Below are 18774 nucleotides of genomic sequence, written 5' to 3'. Positions count from 1 at the left end.
CCGCTGACGGATGGCGCGACACATCGACACCGACGCGTACGTCAAGGGTGTGCTCGACGGGAAGCGGGCGTTCGTGGCCCGAGCGATCACTCTCGTCGAGTCGACCCGTCCCGATCACCGGGTGTCGGCGCAGCGGTTGCTGAGCGAGTTGCTGCCTCACTCGGGCCGGGCCCGGCGTATCGGCATCAGCGGGGTGCCGGGGGTGGGGAAGTCCACGTTCATCGACGCGCTGGGCACCCTGCTGACGGGCCTCGGGCACCGGGTCGCGGTGCTGGCCGTCGACCCGTCGTCCAGCCGCAACGGCGGCTCGATCCTGGGTGACAAGACCCGGATGGAGCGGCTGGCGGTGGACCCACGGGCGTTCGTGCGTCCCTCCCCCACCGCGGGGACGCTCGGGGGGGTGGCCAGGGCGACCCGCGAGTCCGTCGTGGTCATGGAGGCGGCGGGCTACGACGTGGTGCTGGTGGAGACGGTCGGGGTGGGGCAGTCGGAGACGGCGGTCGCCAACATGGTCGACACCTTTCTGCTGCTCACCCTGGCCCGTACTGGGGACCAGCTGCAGGGCATCAAGAAGGGGGTCCTGGAGCTGGCCGACGCGATCGCGGTCAACAAGGCCGACGGCCCGCACGAACACGACGCCCGCGCGGCGGCACGCGAACTGGCGGGCGCACTGCGGCTGATGCACCCCGTGGACGCGGCCTGGACTCCCCCGGTACTGACGTGCAGCGCCAGGGAATCAACCGGACTGGACGCGCTCTGGGAGCGGCTGGAGCAGCACCGGACGCTCCTGGAGACCACCGGGCGGCTGTCGGCCAAGCGCCGCGAGCAGCAGGTGGACTGGACCTGGGCGATGGTCCGCGACGAACTGCTGGACAGTCTGCGGGGCCACCCGGCGGTGCGCGCGCTCACCCCGGAGCTCGAACAGCGCGTTCGTGAAGGCGAGTTGACGGCGACGCTGGCCGCCGAGCGGATCCTCGGGGCGTTCCGCGGGGAAGGCTGAGAGCGGGCGGGCCCCGGCCCGCCCGCCCGGTCAGCCCGCTCAGCCCGTGGCGCCCAGGGCGTCGGAGACCAGGGCCGTGGCCTCGTCCTGGACCCTGGCCAGGTGTTCGGCGCCCTGGAAGCTTTCCGCGTACACCTTGTAGACGTCCTCCGTGCCGGAGGGGCGGGCGGCGAACCAGGCGCTGTCGGTGCAGACCTTCAGGCCTCCGAGGGCCGCGCCGTTGCCCGGCGCCTCGGTGAGCACGGCGGTGATCGGCTCACCGGCCAGTGTGTCCGCGGTGACCTGGTCCGGGGAGAGCCGGGCCAGCACCGCCTTCTGCTCGCGGGTCGCCGGTGCGTCGACCCGGGCGTAGGCCGGGTCACCGAACCGGGCGGTGAGTTCGCCGTAGTGCTGGGAGGGGGTGGAGCCGGTGACGGCTGTGATCTCCGAGGCGAGCAGGGCGAGCAGGATGCCGTCCTTGTCGGTGGTCCACACCCGGCCGTCGCGGCGCAGGAACGACGCCCCGGCGGACTCCTCGCCACCGAATCCCAGGGTGCCTCCGAACAGCCCGTCGACGAACCACTTGAAACCGACCGGGACCTCCACCAGTTGCCGTCCGAGGTCGGCGGCGACCCGGTCGATCATGGAGGAGGAGACCAGGGTCTTGCCGATCCCGGCGCCGGCCGGCCAGTTCTCACGGTGGGAGCAGAGGTAGCGGATCGCGACGGCCAGATAGTGGTTGGGGTTCATCAGACCGCCGTCGGGCGTGACGATGCCGTGCCGGTCGGCGTCGGCGTCGTTGCCGGTGGCGATGGTGTACGCGTCGCGCCGCTCGATCAGGGAGGCCATGGCATAGGGCGAGGAACAGTCCATCCGGATCTTCCCGTCCCAGTCCAGCGTCATGAACCGCCAGGTGGGATCGGCGAGCGGATTGACCACCGTGAGGTCGAGCCGGTGGCGCTCGGCGATCCGCCCCCAGTACGCGACCGAGGCGCCGCCCAGGGGATCGGCGCCGATCCGGATCCCGGCGTCGCGTACGGCGTCGAGGTCGAGGACTGCCGGGAGATCGTCGACGTAGCCGGTCAGGAAGTCGTGCCGCCCGGTGGTGTCGGAGGCGAGGGCACGGGCGTAGGGGATGCGCCGGACCTCTTTGAGACCGCCTTCGATCAGGGCGTTGGCCCGGTCCTGGATCCAGGAGGTGGCGTCCGAGCCGGCCGGCCCGCCGTGCGGCGGGTTGTACTTGAACCCGCCGTCGGCGGGCGGATTGTGCGAGGGCGTGACGACGATGCCGTCGGCGAGACCGGCCGTGCGGTCCCGGTTGTGAGCCAGGATCGCGTGCGAGACGGCCGGCGTGGGGGTGTAACCGTCGTCGCTGTCGATCAGGACGGCAGCGCCGTTGGCGGCAAGGACCTCCACCGCCGTGATCCGGGCAGGTTCCGACAACGCGTGGGTGTCCGCGCCGAGGAACAGCGGCCCGTCGGTGCCCTGACGTACCCGGTAGTCGCAGATGGCCTGGGTGGTGGCGGCGATGTGGTCCTCGTTGAACGCCGCCGCGAGCGCCGACCCGCGGTGCCCCGAGGTACCGAAGGCCACACGCTGGCCGGGCTCGGCCGGGTCGGGGTGGACCGTGTAGTAGGCCGTCACCAGCCGTGCCACGTCAACCAGGTCGCCCGGCTGCGCCGGCTGCCCGGCCCGTTCGTGAACCATCGCTTCTCCTCAAGTCCTCATCGGCCGTTCGCGGACCGCCACAGGGCGGACGATCACCACGAGTTGTACCCGATACTGCCTCTTCGACCGCGCTTACGGGCACGGGGCCCGGACCGGCAGTACATCGGGCGAACGGTGGATCCCGGGCCCGTTTCGCGACGGTTGGCCGATTCGCTCGTAAAGCGGCGCCCGGAGACGACGGGGCCGGAGAATGCCGCGCCGGGCATCCGTAACGCGGGCAGCCGCAATTCGGGCTCTCAACTCCGGGAATATCTCCGCCCATTAACGCCAGTCGCATCCGGGGCCATCGGGATACGTTCCCTGTTACGCCCCCGGGATTCGCTCCGCATATGAGCAGAGGCGCACAGCACGTCATCATGCGGCACGGTGACGGGCAACGGCAGTCATGCTCATCTGACACGCCGCAGAATTCGGGGAAGCCACGAGCGGCGTCCTGACCGAGGGTAATTCACCGGGCGCGAGCGCGAGTCATACGTGTTTTCCCACGCACGGTCTGCCACAGTTCAGTTCGGTTTCACCCACTTGATCTCCGCCGCCATATCCAACGCCGCCGGTGTTTACCCGACCGGCTCTTCGGGGGCATGTGAAAGAGAGCCGTGTGTGCTGCAGAAGAGTTTCACCGACGGAAGTCGCCTGACGGTCCTTCACCTGGTCCAGCCGGTGGAGGGGGGAGTCGCACGGGTCGTGACCGACCTAGTCGCGGCACAGGTGCGCGCAGGGCTGCGGTCCGTCGTCGCCTGCCCGCCCGACGGACCGCTGGCGGCCGCGGCCCGCACCGCGGGGGCGCGGGTGTGCTCCTGGCCGGCGGAGCGTTCCCCCGGTCCCCGGCTGGCCCGGGAGGTCCTCACGGCGGGCCGTCTGGTCCGCGCGTGCGCTCCCGATGTGATCCATGCCCACAGCTCCAAGGCGGGGCTCGCCGGCCGCCTGGCCGTACGCGGCCGGGTTCCCACGGTCTTCCAGCCGCACGCCTGGTCGTTCGAGGCCCTGGAGGGCAGGGCGGCCGGACTCGCCAGGGCGTGGGAGCGGTTCGGGGCGCGGTGGAGCGACCGCATCCTCTGCGTCAGCGAGTCGGAGCGCCTGGCCGGGCAGCGCGCGGGAATCACCGCACCCTGGTCGGTGATCCACAACGGTATCGACCTCGGCCGTTTCCGGCCCGCGCGCGAGGACGCCGCCGCGTCGGCCCGCGCCTCGCTCCCGCTGCCGGAGGCGGTCCCGCCCGGCGTGCCGCTCGTGGTGTGCGTCGGGCGCCTGTGCCGGCAGAAGGGCCAGGACGTGCTGCTGCGAGCCTGGCGGACGGCAGCGGTGGGCGGTGCACGGCTGGTTCTGGTCGGTGACGGACCGTACGGGGACGAACTGCGGCGCGCCGCGCCCCCCGGCGTGCTGTTCGCGGGGGCCAGCGCGGATGTACGGCCCTGGATCCACGCGGCGGACCTGCTGGTTGGCCCTTCACGCTGGGAGGGGATGGCGCTGGCCCCCCTGGAGGCCATGGCCTGCGGCACGCCCGTCCTGCTGACCGATGTCAACGGGGCCAGGGAGAGCCTGCCGCCCGGACAGCTGTCCCACTGTCTCGTGCCTCCGGACGACCCCCCTGCCCTTGCTGCGGCCCTGACCGCGCTGCTGGGCGATCCGGCGCTGCGGGCCGGGCTGGGCGTCACGGCACAGAGCCGCGCCCGGTCGGTCTTCGACGTGACGAGGACCGCCGCGGCGGTCCTGTGCCTCTACGAGGAACTTGTCGGCATGTCCCGCCCCACGACGAGGAAGCGCACCGAGCGATGACGACGGAGAGTGCACCTGCCCCGCGAGCCGCCCAGGCAACCGCCGTACGGCGTGCGGCTGCCGTGATCAGCCCGCCGCGCAGCGGCGGGGAGGACGCTCGGGTCCCACGGACCGCCGGAGGCGCGACTCGACGGCGGGCACCGGCGGCGCTGATGGTCTCCGACGTGCTCGCGCTCGGCCTGGCCGTGGCACTGGCCGGCCCCGACCGGTGGCCACCGTTCGTCCTCCTCCTGCTGCCGGCCGTCCAGTTGCTCCTGCACGCCTACCGGGGCCTCTACAGGCCCGGGCTCTCCCCGTCCGCCCTGGCGGAACTGCCCGCGCTGGCCGGGCTGGCCGCGGTGCAGTGGTACGCCGTCGCCGAGGCGGTGGCCGCGTACGACTCCAGCCGTGCAGCGGGATGGGTGACGCTCGGCTGCGCGTCCGGCGTCCAGGCCGTGGTGTGCTGCGGCGCACGCGCCCTCGTCCACCGGTTCCGGATGTGGTCGGCCGCACGCGATCCGCAGTCCGCCCTGGTGATCGGCGACGGTCCGGTCGCCGGCCGGGTCGTCGCCGTCCTGCAGGAGCACACGCGCTACGGGATGCGGCCGGTCGGCCGGGTCGTGGGCTCAGGCACGGACGCGGAAGAGGCGGCAGGCGCGTCCACGCGACAAGTACCGCTGCCCGTCCTCGTTTCGGTGCAGGCCGCGGCACGGGCGGTCGTGCAGAACTCCGTACGGCACGCCGTCTTCACGGCCCCGCCCGAGGCCACGCCCGACGGGGCGGAACTCCTCGCTCTGTTCACGCGCCACGGCTGCCGCGTGTGGCTGATCACCGATCAGGGGACGGTCGCGGACTGCCGGCCGGCGGCCCGGCCGGACCACGTATGGGGATTCGCGGCGCATTCGCTGCATCCCCGGCCGCACCGTCCGGCGGCTCACCGCGTGAAGCGGGCGATGGACGCCGTCCTGGCCACGGTAGCCCTGGTCGCGGCGTCCCCGGTGATGGGCGCATGCGCACTCGCCGTACGCATGTGCGACGGTCCGGGCGTGATCTTCCGGCAGGAGCGGATCGGCGAGCACGGACGGCCGTTCGTCCTGTTGAAGTTCCGCACCTTGCGCCCGGGCGACGCGCACGAGTCGGCCACCCGGTGGAACGTGTCGGCGGACCGGCGCATGAGCCGCGTCGGCCGGATGCTGCGCAGGACCTCCCTCGACGAGCTTCCCCAGCTGTGGAACGTCGTGCGAGGCGACATGAGCCTGGTCGGACCACGCCCCGAACGCCCCTACTTCGTCGCACAGTTCAACCGTATGCACCCGGGCTACCGGTCCCGGCACCGGATGCCCGTCGGCATCACGGGACTGGCCCAGGTGCACGGGCTGCGCGGTGACACCTCCATCGAGGACCGGGCCCGCTTCGACAACCGGTACATCGAGACCTGGTCACTGTGGCAGGACGTGTGCGTGCTTGCGCGCACGGCCGGCTCGGTGTTCCGGCTCGGAGGCAGCTGAACCGTGACACTCACCGAGGCCGCGGCGCCCGCCGTACCGATCACCCGGCGGAGGACATCCCTCGGGGGGCGGGGTGTCCGATGGCCGTTGCTGCCGCTGATCGCGACGGTCCTGCTCGTGGGGGTACCCGCCGACGGCACTGTGGGGGGCACCGTCCTCGGCGTTCCGGCTGCCGACCTCCTCTCGGGTGCGGCGGTGCTCGTCTGCGTGGGCCGTCTGCTGTTCCTGCGACGACGCCCGCTGACTCCCGCCGCGGCGGTCGTGCTGGGGCTGCCGGCCGTGGGCCTGGCCCTGGCCACGGTCACCGCCGCGGATCCGGTCGCGGCCCTGCCGGGGTTCGTGCGGTATCTGCAGGTCTTCGTCCTGGTGCCGGCCGCCGTCCTCCTCCTGGTCAGGGACGCCTGGGGTTTCCGGGCCGTCGCCGGCGCGCTCGTCCTGCTCGCGGTCGTCCAGGGCGCGACCGGTGTCCACCAGTACGTCACCGGTTCCGGCGCCTCCTACATGGGGGAGGACATCCGCGCGGTCGGCACGTTCGGGCCCGGCGATGTGATGGGGATGGCCACGGTCGTCGGCTACGGCCTGGTCGCGGCCGCCGCGTACGCGCTCCGCACCCCCGCCGGCACGCCTCGCAGGCTGAGGCCGTGGGCTCCCGTGACCGCCGCGCTGCTGGTCGTCCCGCTCACCCTGTCCTTCAGCCGGGGTGCGTGGATCGCGACGGCGGCGGGAGTACTCGCGGTGATCGCGCTGACCGGGCTCCGGCAGGCCGTCCGCGCGCTGGCGGTGCTCGGCGCGGCAGGAGTCGTGCTGGTCGGTGGTTTCGGCGTCGGGTCCGAGATGGTCTCGCAGCGGCTCACCAGCATCACGGAGGTGACCAGCGCCCCGGACCGGTCGGTCAGCGACCGCTACACCATGTGGGCAGCCGCGGCGGGGATGTGGCGCGAGCAGCCCGCGACCGGCGTGGGCCTCAAGGGCTTTCCGGCGCACCGGGACGGGCACGCCTCGATCGGGCTCTCCGCCGGGAGTGACACGGCGGGGGCCGGACAGGAGTTCCGCAAGCAGCCGCTGCTCTCCCCTCACAACATGTATCTGCTGGTGCTCAGCGAGCAGGGCCTCATCGGCTTCACCGCGCTGGTGGGCTCATGGGCGGCGCTCCTGGCGGGCGGGGTGCGCAGGCTGGTGCCCGCACGCGCCCGGGGGGCCGCGGCCGTCGACTGCGGTCTCGCCGCCGTCGGGCTGATGACCTGGCAGACGGTCGACTTCCTGTACGCGGACATCGGCGGCCCCTCCACCGTCCTGACCGGGATCGTGCTCGGCCTCTCCGCGTGGTGGGCGCTCGGCGGACCGGAGAGGACGAGTGCCGGGTGAGCGGGACCGCCACGGATCCGGCCGCGGAGACGACGGCCGCCGGGATGAAGGCCGCCGGACCCTGCACGCCGGACGCTCAGGTACGGTCCGGCCGCTTCCTGGCCAGGGCGGCGGGCGGCGCCGCGGGGCTGACCGTGGTCGCCGCCCTGCTGGGGCTCGTCCGTGACCAGGCCGTCGCCAGGCTCTTCGGTGCCAGCCATGCCAGCGACGCCTTCCTCATCGCCTGGACGGTGCCGGAGATGGCGGCCACGCTGCTGATCGAGGACGGCATGGCGCTGCTGCTCGTGCCGGCGTTCAGCCTGGCCCTGACACAGCGCACCGCCGGCGGCCACGCGACGGATCCGGTCCGCGCCCTGGTGACCGGCACCCTCCCCCGGCTGTTCGCCTCGCTGGCCTGCGCGGGCGGGCTGCTGGTCTGGGGCGCCCCGTGGGCCGTCGGCATCCTGGCTCCCGGACTGGACGATCCCCGGCTCGCGGTGGACTGCACGCGTCTGACGGCCGTCACCGTGCTCACCTTCGGCGTCACGGGGTACTTCAGCGCGGCGCTGCGGGCGCACGGCCGGTTCCTGGCGCCGGCCGGTGTCTACATCGCGTACAACGTCGGCATCATCGGCACGACCCTGGCGCTGCACTCCGTCTGGGGTGTGCGCGCCGCGGCCGCGGGGGTCGCCGTCGGCAGCCTGCTGATGATCCTCACCCTGCTGCCCACGTTCCTGCGGCTGATGCCGGGACGGAGCGGGAAGCGGGTGGCACGGGAGCGGGGTCCCGCGCTGTTCGGGGCGACGGTCCTGGCCCCGGTCGTGCTGTTCGTGGTGAGCCGTCAGTCGCAGGTCCTGGTCGAGCGGTTCCTCGCCTCGTCCCTGCCGGACGGGGCGATCTCCCATCTCAACTACGCGCAGAAGGTCGCGCAGCTGCCGATGGTGCTGTCCATGATGATCTGCACGGTGACCTTCCCCGTCGTCGCGCGGGCCATGGCCGCCGGGGACCGGGAGGGTGCCCGGCGGCGGGTCGAACGTGATCTCGCCCTGGCCGGGACGGTGGTGCTGCTGGGCGCGGCGACGGTGCTGGGCTGCGCGCCCGGAATCGTCGAAGTCCTCTTCCAGCGCGGCGCCTTCGACGCCGCGGACACCGCCGCCACGGCCGGTGTCATGCGGGTCTACGCGCTCGGTCTGCTCGGCCACACGCTGGTCGGTGCCCTGTGCAGGCCGTTCTTCTCGGCCGGCCGGCCCACCTGGTACCCGCTCGGCGCGATGTGCTGCGGGCTGCTGGTCACCACCGCGGCCGGGCTGCTCCTGGCCGGCCCCTTCGGCGTCGACGGCATCGCGGCGGCCAACGCCCTCGGCATCAGCGCAGCCGCCGTGCTCATGCTCATGGGGCTGGGCTCACGGGCGGTCGCCGTACGGCCCGGGGCGGTCGCCCTCTCCCTCGCCAGGCCGGCGGCCGCCGCGGCGGTCGCCGCGGCCTCCGGCGCGCTGGCCACGGGCCTGGTGCCGGGGCCGCTGCCGGGTCTGGCGGCCGGCTGCCTTCTCGTACCCACGGCATTCCTTCTCACGGGGCTCGCACTCCGGGCCCCGGAAGCCGTTCATCTGCTGGCCCTCATCCGACAGAGGTTCCCCCATGGCCGCTGACACCTCGCCGCCCCGTGCCCGTACGATCCCCCTCCGGTCCCAGCCGTGGATCCTGACCTACCACTCGGTGAGCGATCCCACCGACGATCCCTATGGCATCACCGTCTCCGCGGACCGCCTGGACCAGCAGCTGACCTGGCTGCGGCGCCGGGGGCTGACCGGCGTGGGAGTCACGGCGCTGCTGGACGCCTGGGCCACCGGGAAGCGGGGGCTGGTCGGGCTCACCTTCGACGACGGGTACGCGGATTTCGTCGACGAGGCGCTCCCGGTGCTGCTCGCCCACGGCTGCGCCGCGACGGTGTTCGTCCTGCCCGGCCGTCCCGGTGGTTCCAACGCCTGGGATCCGCTCGGCCCGCGCCGGCCGCTGCTGAACGAGGAGGGCATCCGTACCGTCGCCGCGGCGGGGATGGAGGTCGGCTCGCACGGGATGCTCCACCAGGACCTGACGGCGCTGTCCGACGACGAACTGCGCCGGGAGACCCTCGGCAGCCGGGACGCGCTGCGCCGCATCACCGGGCAGGCGCCGTCCGGCTTCTGCTACCCGTACGGAACGGCCGACCTGCGGGTGACCGAGTCCGTACGGGAGGCGGGATACACCTACGGCTGCGCGCTGTCTCCCGGCGCACTGTCAGGACCGCTCGCCCTTCCCCGCACGCACATCAGCCACGCCGACCAAGGCGCACGCATGCGGGCGAAGGAGATCCGGCACCGGCTGAGGTACCGGTCGGCCGGCACCATGGGGCCGGGTGACGCCGGGTGAAGGCACTGCACGTCATCACGGGACTCGGTGTCGGCGGGGCCGAACAGCAGTTGCGGCTGCTGCTGCGTCATCTGCCGGTGCGCTGCGACGTCGTGACGCTCACCAACCCGGGAGCGGTCGCGGAGGGGCTGCGTGCCGACGGCGTCCGTGTCCGGGACCTGGGGATGCGGAGCAACCGTGACCTGGGCGCGGTGCCCCGGCTGGCCCGCCTCATCCGCCGGGGTGCGTACGACCTCGTTCACACGCACCTCTACCGGGCGTGTGTCTACGGCCGGATCGCCGCGCGGCTCGCCGGGACCACCGTCGTGTCGACGGAGCATTCGCTGGGGCGCGCGGAGATCGAGGGGCGGCCCCTCACCCGTGGTACGCGGGAGCTCTATCTGCGCACCGAGCGGCTCGGGGCGGCGACGGTCGCCGTTTCCGACACCGTCGCGGGCAGACTGCGCGACTGGGGTGTGCCGCCGGCCCGTATCCATACCGTGCCCAACGGCATCGACGCGGCCGCCTTCCGCTTCGACCCCGTGCGACGGCGCGCCACACGGGCCTCGCTGGGCCTTCCCGACGCGGCCTTCGTGGTGGGCGGCGTGGGCAGGATGGTCCCCGGCAAACGCTTCGACCTGCTGATCCGCGCCGTCGCCTCGCTGCCCGGCGCCCGGCTCCTGCTGGCCGGGGACGGCCCGGAGGCCGGATCGCTGCGCGCCCTGGCCGCCCGGCTCGGTGTGTCCGGGCGTGTCACGTTCCTCGGCGAGTGCGGCACCATGGACGCCGCTCCCGGCATCCCCGCGGTGCTCGGCGCCGTGGACACCTTCGTCTCGGCGTCCCGCGAGGAGTCCTTCGGTCTCGCCGTCGTGGAGGCCCTGGCCGCGGGGCTCCCCGTGGTGCACGCGGCCTGCCCCGCCATCGAGGACCTGCCGGGCGGCGGCCGCGTGCCCGGTGCCACCCGTATCGGACGTGCCTCCGGCGCCGCCGATCCCACGGACGAGCTGACCGCCGTGCTGCGGCACCGCATGGAGAGCGGCGTCCGCAGGCTGGCGCCGCCCCCCGCCGTGGCCCACTACGACATCAGGCTCAGCAGCCGGCGCCTCATGGACGTCTACGCGCAGGCCGTCGGCACCGCCCCAGTTCCCCCGACCGAGAGAGCACACCCATGACCGAGTCTCCCGAGCAGCAGCGGGCCGTCCCCGGACACTTCCGCCGGCTCCGCCCCGCATTCGTACGGCCCAGCTGGTGGCCCCTGCCTGCCTGTGTCCTGCTCGGAGCGGCCTGCGGACTGTCCTACGGCATGCTCGCCCAGCCCCAGTACGCGGCGACCAGCTACGCGGTGGTCACCGCCGGCAAGGACATCGATCCGGCGGCGGCGCTGGGGTACGCGCAGTCGTACGGCCGGCTGGCCACCAGCGACGCCACCCTGGCCTACGCCAAGGGGGCGGCCGGGGAGCCGGTGCGTGAACTGCGCACTCATGTGCGGTCCGAGACCTCCCCCGACTCACCCATGATCGCGGTCACCGGTACGTCGGACGACAGGGACCGTGCCGCTGACATCGCGAACGCGGTGACCGAGGCAGTCGTCGTCAGCAGCGGGCACGTGGCGAAGGACACCGGCGTGAAGCTGATCAAGTTCTCGCACGCCGTGCCGCCGGCCGAACCCGTCTCCCCCTCCGTGCCGCTCGGCACGGCTGTGGGCGCCGGCGCCGGCGGGCTGGTGGGCGGGCTGGTCCTGCTCGTCCGCCCCCGCCCCGGACGCCGGGGCGCCACAGCCCAGGTACCGGGCCCCGCACAGGGCGGGACCACCGACGAGAGGGAGTTCGCACGATGAACACAGACCGTAATGGGCAGCTCACCGTCACACTCTGCAGGGACCTGCCGGACTTCGCCGACCTCGCCGCGGAGTGGGGTGACCTGCATCGCCGCTGCCCCACCGCCACACCGTTCCAGAGTCACGCGTGGCTCCACTCCTGGTGGCTCTCCTACGGAACCCCCGGCCGGCTCCGCGTCGTACTGGCGCGCCGGGGAGGACGTCTGATCGGCGCGGTCCCGTTGATGCTCGCGCACCGTCCGATGCCTCTGCTGGTCCCGATGGGCGGTGCCATCTCCGACTTCTTCGACATCCTGGTGGACGGCGAGGACAGCGTGGCAGCCGTCACCGCGCTGGAGCACGGGGTCGGGCGGGCGGCCGCGCACACGGTCGTGGACCTGCGGGAGGTGCGTCCCGGCGCCTCGGCACACCTGCTGTTCGAGGCGTGGTCCGGCGCCCGGAGCAGCCGCACCGACTCGACGTGCATGGAGCTGCCCGCCGAGCCGATCGACGTCCTCGTCGGACGGATGCCGGGTCCGCGTGCCCAGCGTGCGCGGGCCAAGCTGCGCAGGATCGACTCGCTGGGCATCGAGTGCCGCACGGCCCCGGTCCACCGGGTGTCGGTCGCGATCGGCAACCTGCTGCGGCTCCACGAGCTCCAGTGGGCCGGCAGAGCGGTCAACCCGGAGCACCTGCGGCCACGCTTCTGCGCGCATCTGGTGCGCTCCGCCCGCCGGATGGTGCGCGACGGCGAGGCCTCGGTCAGGGAGTTCGTGCTCGACGGCGAGGTCGTTGCCGCCGACCTGTCGTTCCGGTCGGCGCACCTGACGGGGGGTTACCTCTACGGCGCCGACCCCCGGCTCAGGGAGAGGAAGGTGGACGTCTCGTCGATGCTGCTGCGTGAGATCGCGCGGGAGGCGCAGGGCCTGGACCGCGGCGTGCTCAGTCTCCTGCGCGGCTCGGAGCAGTACAAGAACCACTGGGCGCCCGTTCCGGTGGTCAATCAGCGTCTGCTGCTGGCCCGTTCCTCGCTCGAACCGCTGCTGAGACTGCGCGAGACGCAACTGACCGTGCGGGACCGGGCGGCCGAGTCGGTGAAGTCACGCTTTCCCGCCGCGCGGGACTGGCGGGGGCGGCTCAGCGCGCTACCGGACGGGTTGGCGTTCATCGGCCGGAGTTGACCCGGGATGATGACTTTTGAGTTGGTCCGTTACCGTCTGTCGATTTTCGCGTTCTCAAGGCATACCGGCCGCACGTTCGGCAGCCGGTCTCAACCCTCTCAAGGAGAACTGATGTCGCGTATCTCGAAGGTGGCCGCCGTCATGGCCGGTACCGGTGCCCTGATCGCCGGCGGTGCCGGCATGGCTACCGCCGACTCCGGAGCGGGGGCCGTCGCGGCCCACTCCCCCGGTGTCCTTTCGGGCAACGCCGTCCAGGTGCCCGTGCACATCCCGGTCAACGTCTGCGGCAACACGGTGAACGTGATCGCCCTGCTGAACCCGGCGTTCGGCAACACCTGCGCGAACGTGTCGGACAGCCACGAGGACAAGGGCGAGTACGGCTACGGCCACTGATCCCGCCGGCACCGGTCCGGGCACGGCCCGGCGCCGCTCAGACGTACCGGTAGTACCGGGTGTGGTCCATGAGCTGTGAGGGAGCCACGTCCCACGGGGGCATCGGCTGATCGAGCGTGAAGATCCGGCCCCGCTGCGGGTCTTCGGCAGGCAGCGCGCGGGCCGGCAGGTAGCGGGAGCGCGGATGTGCCTTCTGCCAGCGGGCCCAGAGCAGGTCGATGAAGGCGTGGTGCAGCCAGAAGACCGGGTCGTCGGGCGATGCCGCGCCTGCCATCGACCCTCCGATCCAGCGGTGCACCCGGTTGTGGTTGGCCACACCGCGGCCCCCTCGGATGCCCCAGCCCTCGATCCTGTTGCGGAAGCCGGTGGTACTGAGGCTGTTCCAGGGTGCGGCGTCGTACACGGGATCGCTCAGCGCGCGCTTCACGTCCGCGGCCACGGGAAGTGTGACGGGCGCGGAGGGCCGGCCGAAGTTGCGCCGCAGGAAGGGGTCGTCGGTGACTCCCGCACGGATCCGCCAGTTCCCCTGCCGGTAGGCGAACGGCCCGGTCATCACCTGCCGGTCGCCCGGCCTTCCGTTGCCACCGAGGAAGCCCTCGGCCCAGAGGGACGCGCTCGCCGTGCTGTCCCGCGTCCAGTCCCAGTAAGGAATCGACACACGGGAGTCGACGGCCTGCAGCGCCTTCTCGAACTCCAGCAGGTACCTGCGGTGCCAGGGAAAGAACGACGGGGTCATATGGGCGGGCCGCGGTCCGCTCTGGGCGTCGGTGACGTAGTACTGCCGGTGCTGGGTGACGAATTCGTCGTAGCGTCCCGTGCGTTTGAGCTCCAGGATCGCGTCGACCAGGCGTTTCTTCTCGGTGCGCGTGAGGTCTCGCTGATTCTTGCGGCTGTACACGCGTGCTCGCCCTTCGGCTCAGATCGTGTGCGGGGAGGAGGCTGACAACTGGGCGGTGCCCAGTTCGTCGACCGCCGCGCGGGCCGTTTCGAGGAGTGTCGGGAAGGACTCGTAGTGGTTGACGGCACTCAGATAGCTCCCGTCGGCGCGCCGCATCACGTGCAGCGCCCTCCCGTCCACACGGACGTCGATGCCGGGCGCCGCGGTGACGGCTCCGGCCTCTCCGGCGTCGGCCTGTGCGCCGGCCGCCACGACGGCCGTGGCCGTGCCCTTGATCTCGCGGCCCCTGTACAGCTCGGAGAATCGCTCGGGGCCCACGGCGTCGCGCTCCTGGGCGCGGCCTGCGGCCCCGTGGCCTTCGAGAAGCACCGGGGCGAGCGCGGCGCCTGTGCCGGCGATCACGGCCGCGGTGAAGACGGTGCGCAGCACCGCGCGGCGGGCCGGCCGCGGGGCGCCGGCCGGCTCCCTGGGCGTGCCGGTGGTCGGATTCATGGGGGGTGTACCTCCTTCTCGTCCGCTCCTGCGAGGTGTCTCGCTCGCATGGGCAACGAGACGGGGCGCGAACGGTTCTCGTCCGGGGGTATCACGCGACCGTGGGAATTCTCATGCCGGTCCGGCCGTGTCGGCCGTTCCGCGCCGCCCGCCGGGCCAGCATGGCCGTTCGAACTCCCGGAGGTTGTGCATGAACGCGCCGACGCAGGTGCCCACGGACCGTGTGCGAGTGACGGGCGGCGCCGATCTGGCCGATCCCGCGTTCTGGCGTCTGCCGCGGCAGGAGCGGCTGTCAGCGTTCACCCGCCTGCGGGAGCTCGATGCGCCGGTACGGTTCGTTCCCCGTACGGGCTCGCGCACGCCGTTCTACGCGTTGGTGAAGTACGCGGACGTGAGGGCGGCCAGCAGGCAGCCGCAGGTCTTCGCCAGCGCGCCCGGTGTCACCACGCCGGAACCGGCGCCCTGGGCCAAGGCGGTGTTCGGCAACTCCATGGTCAACATGGACGGCGCCGAGCACGCGGGGCTGCGCAGGACCATCTCCCGCGCCTTCACACCCAGGCTGCTCGCGGCCGCCGAGGAGAACATCGGCGCCGTCGCCCGGCGGCTGGTGGACGAGATGACCGCCGAGGGCCCGGGGGACTTCATGCGCTCGGCGGCCTCGCGCATGCCGTTCGAGGTGATCTGCGACCTGATGGGCATCCCCGGGCGCCACCGGGCCGGCATCGCCGCGCGCATCGATCACGCCTCGGAGTACGTCGGCGTACAGCGGCGCGGCCGCGCCCGGCTGCGGGTCCCGGGACGTGGTCTGCGCTCACTGGCCCGGATGCAGATGGAGATGGCGGGCATCGCACGTGAGCGGCGTCGCGTCCCTGCGGACGACGTGATCTCGGCGCTCGTGCGCGCGGATGTCGGCGGACAGGCCCTTTCCTCGCGACAGCTCGGCGCTTTCTTCTCGCTGCTGCTCGTGGCCGGTGTGGAGACCACCCGGAACGCGATCGCCCACGGGATGGTCCTGCTGACCGCGCATCCGGGGCAGCGGGCCCTGCTGGAGTCCGACTTCGACCGGTATGCGGACGGCGCGGTCGACGAGATCGTCCGCCACTCGACGCCGATCATCCAGTTCCGCCGGACGGTGGCAGCCGAATGCGCGCTCGGCGGTCACACCTTCCTGCCCGGGGAGAAGGTCGTGCTCCTCTACGCGTCCGCGAACCGGGACGCCTCCGTCTTCGGCGACCCCGACGCCTTCGACATCACCCGGTCCCCCAATCCGCACCTCGGATACGGCGGTGGAGGTCCTCACCATTGTCTGGGTGCGCACCTGGCGAAGCTGGAGATGAAAGCTCTGTTCCGCGAAATGCTGACACGGCTCGGAGGGGTGCGGACATCGGGCGAACCCGGCCTGGTCGATTCGAATTTCGACAACCGCGTCGGATCACTTCCCTTCACCTTCTAGATGTGTCACCCGAACGGCGCACACCGAAACCGACACGCGTAGCGAATGGTCTATTCACGGGCGGTCCCACAGCCCATCGTTGAATCCTTCTCCATAGGGTCGGCAGGGTCGCAGTCAGGCCCGCAATCCTAGGAGGAGCCGTGCCCGCACAGCGCCGTCTCATCAATTTCGGCATCGGGGCGACCGCGCTCTGCCTCCTCGTGGGCGGCGCGGTCCTCGCCGGCCACGACGCGCCGGACAGCCAGGCCGGCAAGGGTGCCGCCCGGGGAGCGCCGGAGCCGGACAGGGCGACCGCCATCGGTGCCTATCTGGACTACGGGCCGAAGGGCGTACAGCGGATGGAAGAGCTGTCGCGGTGGCTCGGCGGTACAGAGCTGCGCGTCGGGCACAGCTACCTCCCGGGCGACCTGTGGGAGAACATCGAGGGGCGTCCCGGCTTCCTCTCCTCGTGGGCGGCCTGGCGCAAGGCCTCGGAGGACCGGATGTTCGTACTGAACACGCCGATGCTGGAGCGCAACGAGGAGCGAGTCCCCGACGACGAGGTGCGCGGCCTGCTGCGGGCGGGCGCCGAGGGGCAGTTCGACGAGCACTTCCGCAGACTGGCCGAGCGCCTGGTCCTGCGGGGGGTCCCGGACACCGTGATCGTCCTCGGCTGGGAGATGAACGGCACGACGTACACACACCGGTGCGGCCCCGATCCCGCCGCGTGGAAGGCGTACTGGAAGCGCATCGTCACGGCGATGCGGTCCGTTTCCGGCCAGGAGTTCCGCTTCGACTTCGCACCGAGCAGAGGGCGGGACGCCGTGCCATGGACGGAGTGCTATCCGGGTGACGACGTCGTGGACATCATCGGCATGGACTCCTACGACCAGCCTCCCGCGCGGACCTTCGACGAACAGGTGAACGAACCGTACGGGCTGCGCAAGCAGGTCGACTTCGCGGCCGAGCACGGAAAGCCGATCTCGTTCCCCGAGTGGGGCCTGTTCCGCAACGGCGACAACCCCGAGTACATGCGCCGCATGCTGGAGTGGATGGACCAGCACAAGCCGGTGTATCAGACGATCACGGACTACTGCCCGCACGGGGTGTGGCAGTGCGCCGACAACCCCGAGTCCTCCGCGGTGTTCAGGGAGATGCTGAGCGGGCTGCCGGACGCCGGGCCGTCGGTACCCGCGCCGGACCCGAGCGGGACGCCGACGGCGCCCAAGCCCGGCAAGCCCGCACCGACGGAGCCGGCACCGGACCCCAACGAGACCGGATGGTGCGCCGCGTTCCCGCTGAGCGACTGGTTCGGCCAGTGGCTCACCGATCACGAATTCTGTCTGCCCGGCTGAGGGGCTGTCTGCCTGGCCCTTCCCCGCTGTTGCCCCGCCCGTCGCTCACCACCCGGTCCACAGGAGGTGGTTGACCAGCAGCGCTACGACCGCCTGGGCGGTCAGCCAGCCGCGTCGGCCGATGTCCGGGAGCAGAGCGGCGGCGGGCATCAGCCAGACGACGAATGGCTGCCAGATGCGCTCCGTCTCCGCCTTGCTCATCCCGGACAGGTCCGCGACGACGAGCGTCAGGAGTGCGGCAAGGGTGAGGAACGCCAGCCGCTGGGCGCCGGTAGACGCGCCGGAACGCAGTCCGCGTACGGCGGCGGGGCTCGCCACCGCCGCACGCCGCAGACCCGCGACGGTGGCGAGCCCCGCGGCGAGCGTGGTGCACGCGAAGTTCGCCCAGACCCAGTAGGAATATGGACGGGTTCCTCCCGCGCCCTGGTAATAGCGCTCGACCAGCAGATGGTAGGCCGCCCACCAGTTGAAGCCCACCAGGGTGAAGGCCGCGGGTACGACCAGTGCGCCCAGCGCGAGGGGCACGATCGGACGAGCAGTGCGGCCGAGCAGGAGGACGGCTGTCAGGAGCGCGGCGAGGAGCGTCAGACCGTAGCTGAGGTAGCAGGTCAGCCCGAACAGCAGCCCGGAGCCCAGCGCCGCGCCCGCCGGGTGCCGGGCCGTGCGGGTGGCCGCGAGGGCCAGCAGTGCCACGGACCACGCCGCTACGGCGGTGAAGTAGCCGTCAGCCGAGGTTCCGGTCCAGACGGCGAACGGGGCGAGGACGAGGAACGGAGCCGCGCGCCGGGCGAGGTGCTCGCCCGTCAGGGCACGCAGCGCGACCATCGCGGCCACCGCGGCGGAGCCTCCGAGGACGATGCACCACGTACCGGCCCAGGCGCCGCCCCCGAGTCCGGCCCGGTCCAGGCCGACGAAGGTGAGCGTGGCGCCCGGCGGGTGCCCGGCGACGTGGGCGGGCCAGTTGCCCGGCGGTCCGATCACGATGTGGTCGGTGAAGCCGCGCAGGGCGGCGCCGATGTCGTCGAAACGGTCGATCACCCGCAGGTATTCGTGCTTGGTGGTCAGCCTGCGCTCTACCCCCCGGTACCAGCCCTCGATCAGGGCGAGCGAGAGGATCCAGGCCACCGAGCCGGCCCAGCAGGTGAGGAGCAGCGCCCGCCAGGGGAGTCGGCCCGCGAGCCGTGGGCCGTACGCGACCACCGCCACCGCCACGGCCACGGCGGCCGGGGTGCCCGGACCGAGGTGCGGGTCCCAGGAGGCCAGGAGAGGCGGCCACTGGACCTGCAGGCTGCCGTCACCCTGCTGGATGAGCCATCCGGCCCCGATGGCCAGGGCGACCAGCAGCACTCCGGCTGCGGCCGCTGCCAGGTCCCGGCGCCCTCCGGCGGTACCGGTCGGGGCGGCAGGTTCGGCGGGTTCGGCGGTACGGGTCGGGGCGCTGCGTTCCTCGGTCGTCACGCTGGCACGCTACGCACCGGCGGGGCCCCAGTGAGGTACGACGCCCC

At 72.4% G+C, this 18774-nt stretch carries 16 protein-coding genes; 12 read left to right on the top strand and 4 right to left on the bottom strand.

Going from position 1 to position 18774, the window contains the following annotated elements:
* Positions 1 to 10 precede the first annotated feature (10 nt).
* Complete coding sequence (meaB, locus tag BFF76_RS02730) at positions 11 to 1000, top strand: methylmalonyl Co-A mutase-associated GTPase MeaB (protein ID WP_053930080.1); 990 nt, start codon at positions 11 to 13, stop codon at positions 998 to 1000.
* A 39-nt stretch (positions 1001 to 1039) separates the two neighbouring features.
* On the opposite strand, the gene pgm is transcribed toward meaB, so the two are convergent.
* Complete coding sequence (gene pgm / locus BFF76_RS02725; RefSeq protein ID WP_053930079.1) at positions 1040 to 2686, bottom strand: phosphoglucomutase (alpha-D-glucose-1,6-bisphosphate-dependent); 1647 nt, start codon at positions 2684 to 2686, stop codon at positions 1040 to 1042.
* 621 nt (positions 2687 to 3307) lie between these two features.
* Here pgm and BFF76_RS02720 point away from each other — a divergent pair.
* From BFF76_RS02720 to BFF76_RS02680, 9 genes are all read left to right on the top strand, one after another.
* Positions 3308 to 4483, top strand: coding sequence for a glycosyltransferase family 4 protein (locus BFF76_RS02720; protein ID WP_053930078.1), 1176 nt, complete (start codon positions 3308 to 3310; stop codon positions 4481 to 4483).
* The gene (locus tag BFF76_RS02715; RefSeq protein WP_065847052.1) at positions 4480 to 5970 is read left to right on the top strand and encodes a sugar transferase; all 1491 of its coding nucleotides are present in this window, start codon (positions 4480 to 4482) and stop codon (positions 5968 to 5970) included. Before BFF76_RS02720 ends, BFF76_RS02715 begins: the two co-directional genes overlap by 4 nt.
* Positions 5971 to 5973: 3 nt before the next feature.
* Entirely contained in the window at positions 5974 to 7335 is a 1362-nt protein-coding gene (locus BFF76_RS02710; RefSeq protein WP_053930076.1) for an O-antigen ligase family protein, read from the top strand.
* Positions 7332 to 8963: a lipid II flippase MurJ gene (locus BFF76_RS02705; protein WP_053930075.1), complete on the top strand. Its 1632-nt coding sequence runs from the start codon at positions 7332 to 7334 to the stop codon at positions 8961 to 8963. The genes BFF76_RS02710 and BFF76_RS02705 overlap by 4 nt, the downstream gene beginning before the upstream one ends.
* Positions 8953 to 9723: a polysaccharide deacetylase family protein gene (locus tag BFF76_RS02700; RefSeq protein ID WP_031095860.1), complete on the top strand. Its 771-nt coding sequence runs from the start codon at positions 8953 to 8955 to the stop codon at positions 9721 to 9723. The genes BFF76_RS02705 and BFF76_RS02700 overlap by 11 nt, the downstream gene beginning before the upstream one ends.
* On the top strand, positions 9720 to 10874 hold the full coding sequence (locus BFF76_RS02695; RefSeq protein WP_065847050.1) for a glycosyltransferase: 1155 nt from the start codon (positions 9720 to 9722) through the stop codon (positions 10872 to 10874). The genes BFF76_RS02700 and BFF76_RS02695 overlap by 4 nt, the downstream gene beginning before the upstream one ends.
* Positions 10871 to 11539: a YveK family protein gene (locus tag BFF76_RS02690; RefSeq protein WP_065847048.1), complete on the top strand. Its 669-nt coding sequence runs from the start codon at positions 10871 to 10873 to the stop codon at positions 11537 to 11539. Before BFF76_RS02695 ends, BFF76_RS02690 begins: the two co-directional genes overlap by 4 nt.
* On the top strand, positions 11536 to 12699 hold the full coding sequence (locus BFF76_RS02685) for a GNAT family N-acetyltransferase (RefSeq protein WP_065847047.1): 1164 nt from the start codon (positions 11536 to 11538) through the stop codon (positions 12697 to 12699). Before BFF76_RS02690 ends, BFF76_RS02685 begins: the two co-directional genes overlap by 4 nt.
* A gap of 111 nt (positions 12700 to 12810) precedes the next feature.
* Positions 12811 to 13092, top strand: a complete 282-nt coding sequence (locus BFF76_RS02680; protein ID WP_053930071.1) for a chaplin — start codon at positions 12811 to 12813, stop codon at positions 13090 to 13092.
* A gap of 37 nt (positions 13093 to 13129) precedes the next feature.
* Here the strand turns inward: BFF76_RS02680 and BFF76_RS02675 are convergent, their stop codons facing one another.
* Positions 13130 to 13990: a tyrosinase family protein gene (locus BFF76_RS02675; RefSeq protein ID WP_065847045.1), complete on the bottom strand. Its 861-nt coding sequence runs from the start codon at positions 13988 to 13990 to the stop codon at positions 13130 to 13132.
* Positions 13991 to 14008: 18 nt separating this feature from the next.
* On the bottom strand, positions 14009 to 14482 hold the full coding sequence (locus tag BFF76_RS02670; protein ID WP_031095849.1) for a tyrosinase family oxidase copper chaperone: 474 nt from the start codon (positions 14480 to 14482) through the stop codon (positions 14009 to 14011).
* A gap of 190 nt (positions 14483 to 14672) precedes the next feature.
* Here BFF76_RS02670 and BFF76_RS02665 point away from each other — a divergent pair, with 190 nt between their 5' ends.
* Both BFF76_RS02665 and BFF76_RS02660 read left to right on the top strand, forming a co-directional pair.
* Entirely contained in the window at positions 14673 to 15935 is a 1263-nt protein-coding gene (locus tag BFF76_RS02665) for a cytochrome P450 (RefSeq protein WP_065847043.1), read from the top strand.
* 140 nt (positions 15936 to 16075) lie between these two features.
* On the top strand, positions 16076 to 17269 hold the full coding sequence (locus tag BFF76_RS02660) for a glycoside hydrolase family 26 protein (protein WP_065847041.1): 1194 nt from the start codon (positions 16076 to 16078) through the stop codon (positions 17267 to 17269).
* 45 nt (positions 17270 to 17314) lie between these two features.
* Here the strand turns inward: BFF76_RS02660 and BFF76_RS02655 are convergent, their stop codons facing one another.
* Complete coding sequence (locus BFF76_RS02655) at positions 17315 to 18727, bottom strand: hypothetical protein (protein ID WP_065847039.1); 1413 nt, start codon at positions 18725 to 18727, stop codon at positions 17315 to 17317.
* Positions 18728 to 18774: the final 47 nt, after the last annotated feature.

Source organism: Streptomyces mutomycini (assembly GCF_001700505.1).
Lineage (GTDB): Bacteria > Actinomycetota > Actinomycetes > Streptomycetales > Streptomycetaceae > Streptomyces > Streptomyces mutomycini.
Note: the sequence above shows the minus strand (reverse complement) of the source record. Positions and strands in the feature narration are given on the sequence as shown.

Coding starts and splice junctions, on each gene's coding strand:
- BFF76_RS02685 (WP_065847047.1), top strand. CDS start 11,536: ATGAACACAGACCGTAATGGGCAGCTCACCGTCACACTCTGCAGGGAC.
- BFF76_RS02665 (WP_065847043.1), top strand. CDS start 14,673: ATGAACGCGCCGACGCAGGTGCCCACGGACCGTGTGCGAGTGACGGGC.
- BFF76_RS02670 (WP_031095849.1), bottom strand. CDS start 14,482: ATGAATCCGACCACCGGCACGCCCAGGGAGCCGGCCGGCGCCCCGCGG.
- BFF76_RS02700 (WP_031095860.1), top strand. CDS start 8,953: ATGGCCGCTGACACCTCGCCGCCCCGTGCCCGTACGATCCCCCTCCGG.
- meaB (WP_053930080.1), top strand. CDS start 11: ATGGCGCGACACATCGACACCGACGCGTACGTCAAGGGTGTGCTCGAC.
- BFF76_RS02690 (WP_065847048.1), top strand. CDS start 10,871: ATGACCGAGTCTCCCGAGCAGCAGCGGGCCGTCCCCGGACACTTCCGC.
- pgm (WP_053930079.1), bottom strand. CDS start 2,686: ATGGTTCACGAACGGGCCGGGCAGCCGGCGCAGCCGGGCGACCTGGTT.
- BFF76_RS02680 (WP_053930071.1), top strand. CDS start 12,811: ATGTCGCGTATCTCGAAGGTGGCCGCCGTCATGGCCGGTACCGGTGCC.
- BFF76_RS02715 (WP_065847052.1), top strand. CDS start 4,480: ATGACGACGGAGAGTGCACCTGCCCCGCGAGCCGCCCAGGCAACCGCC.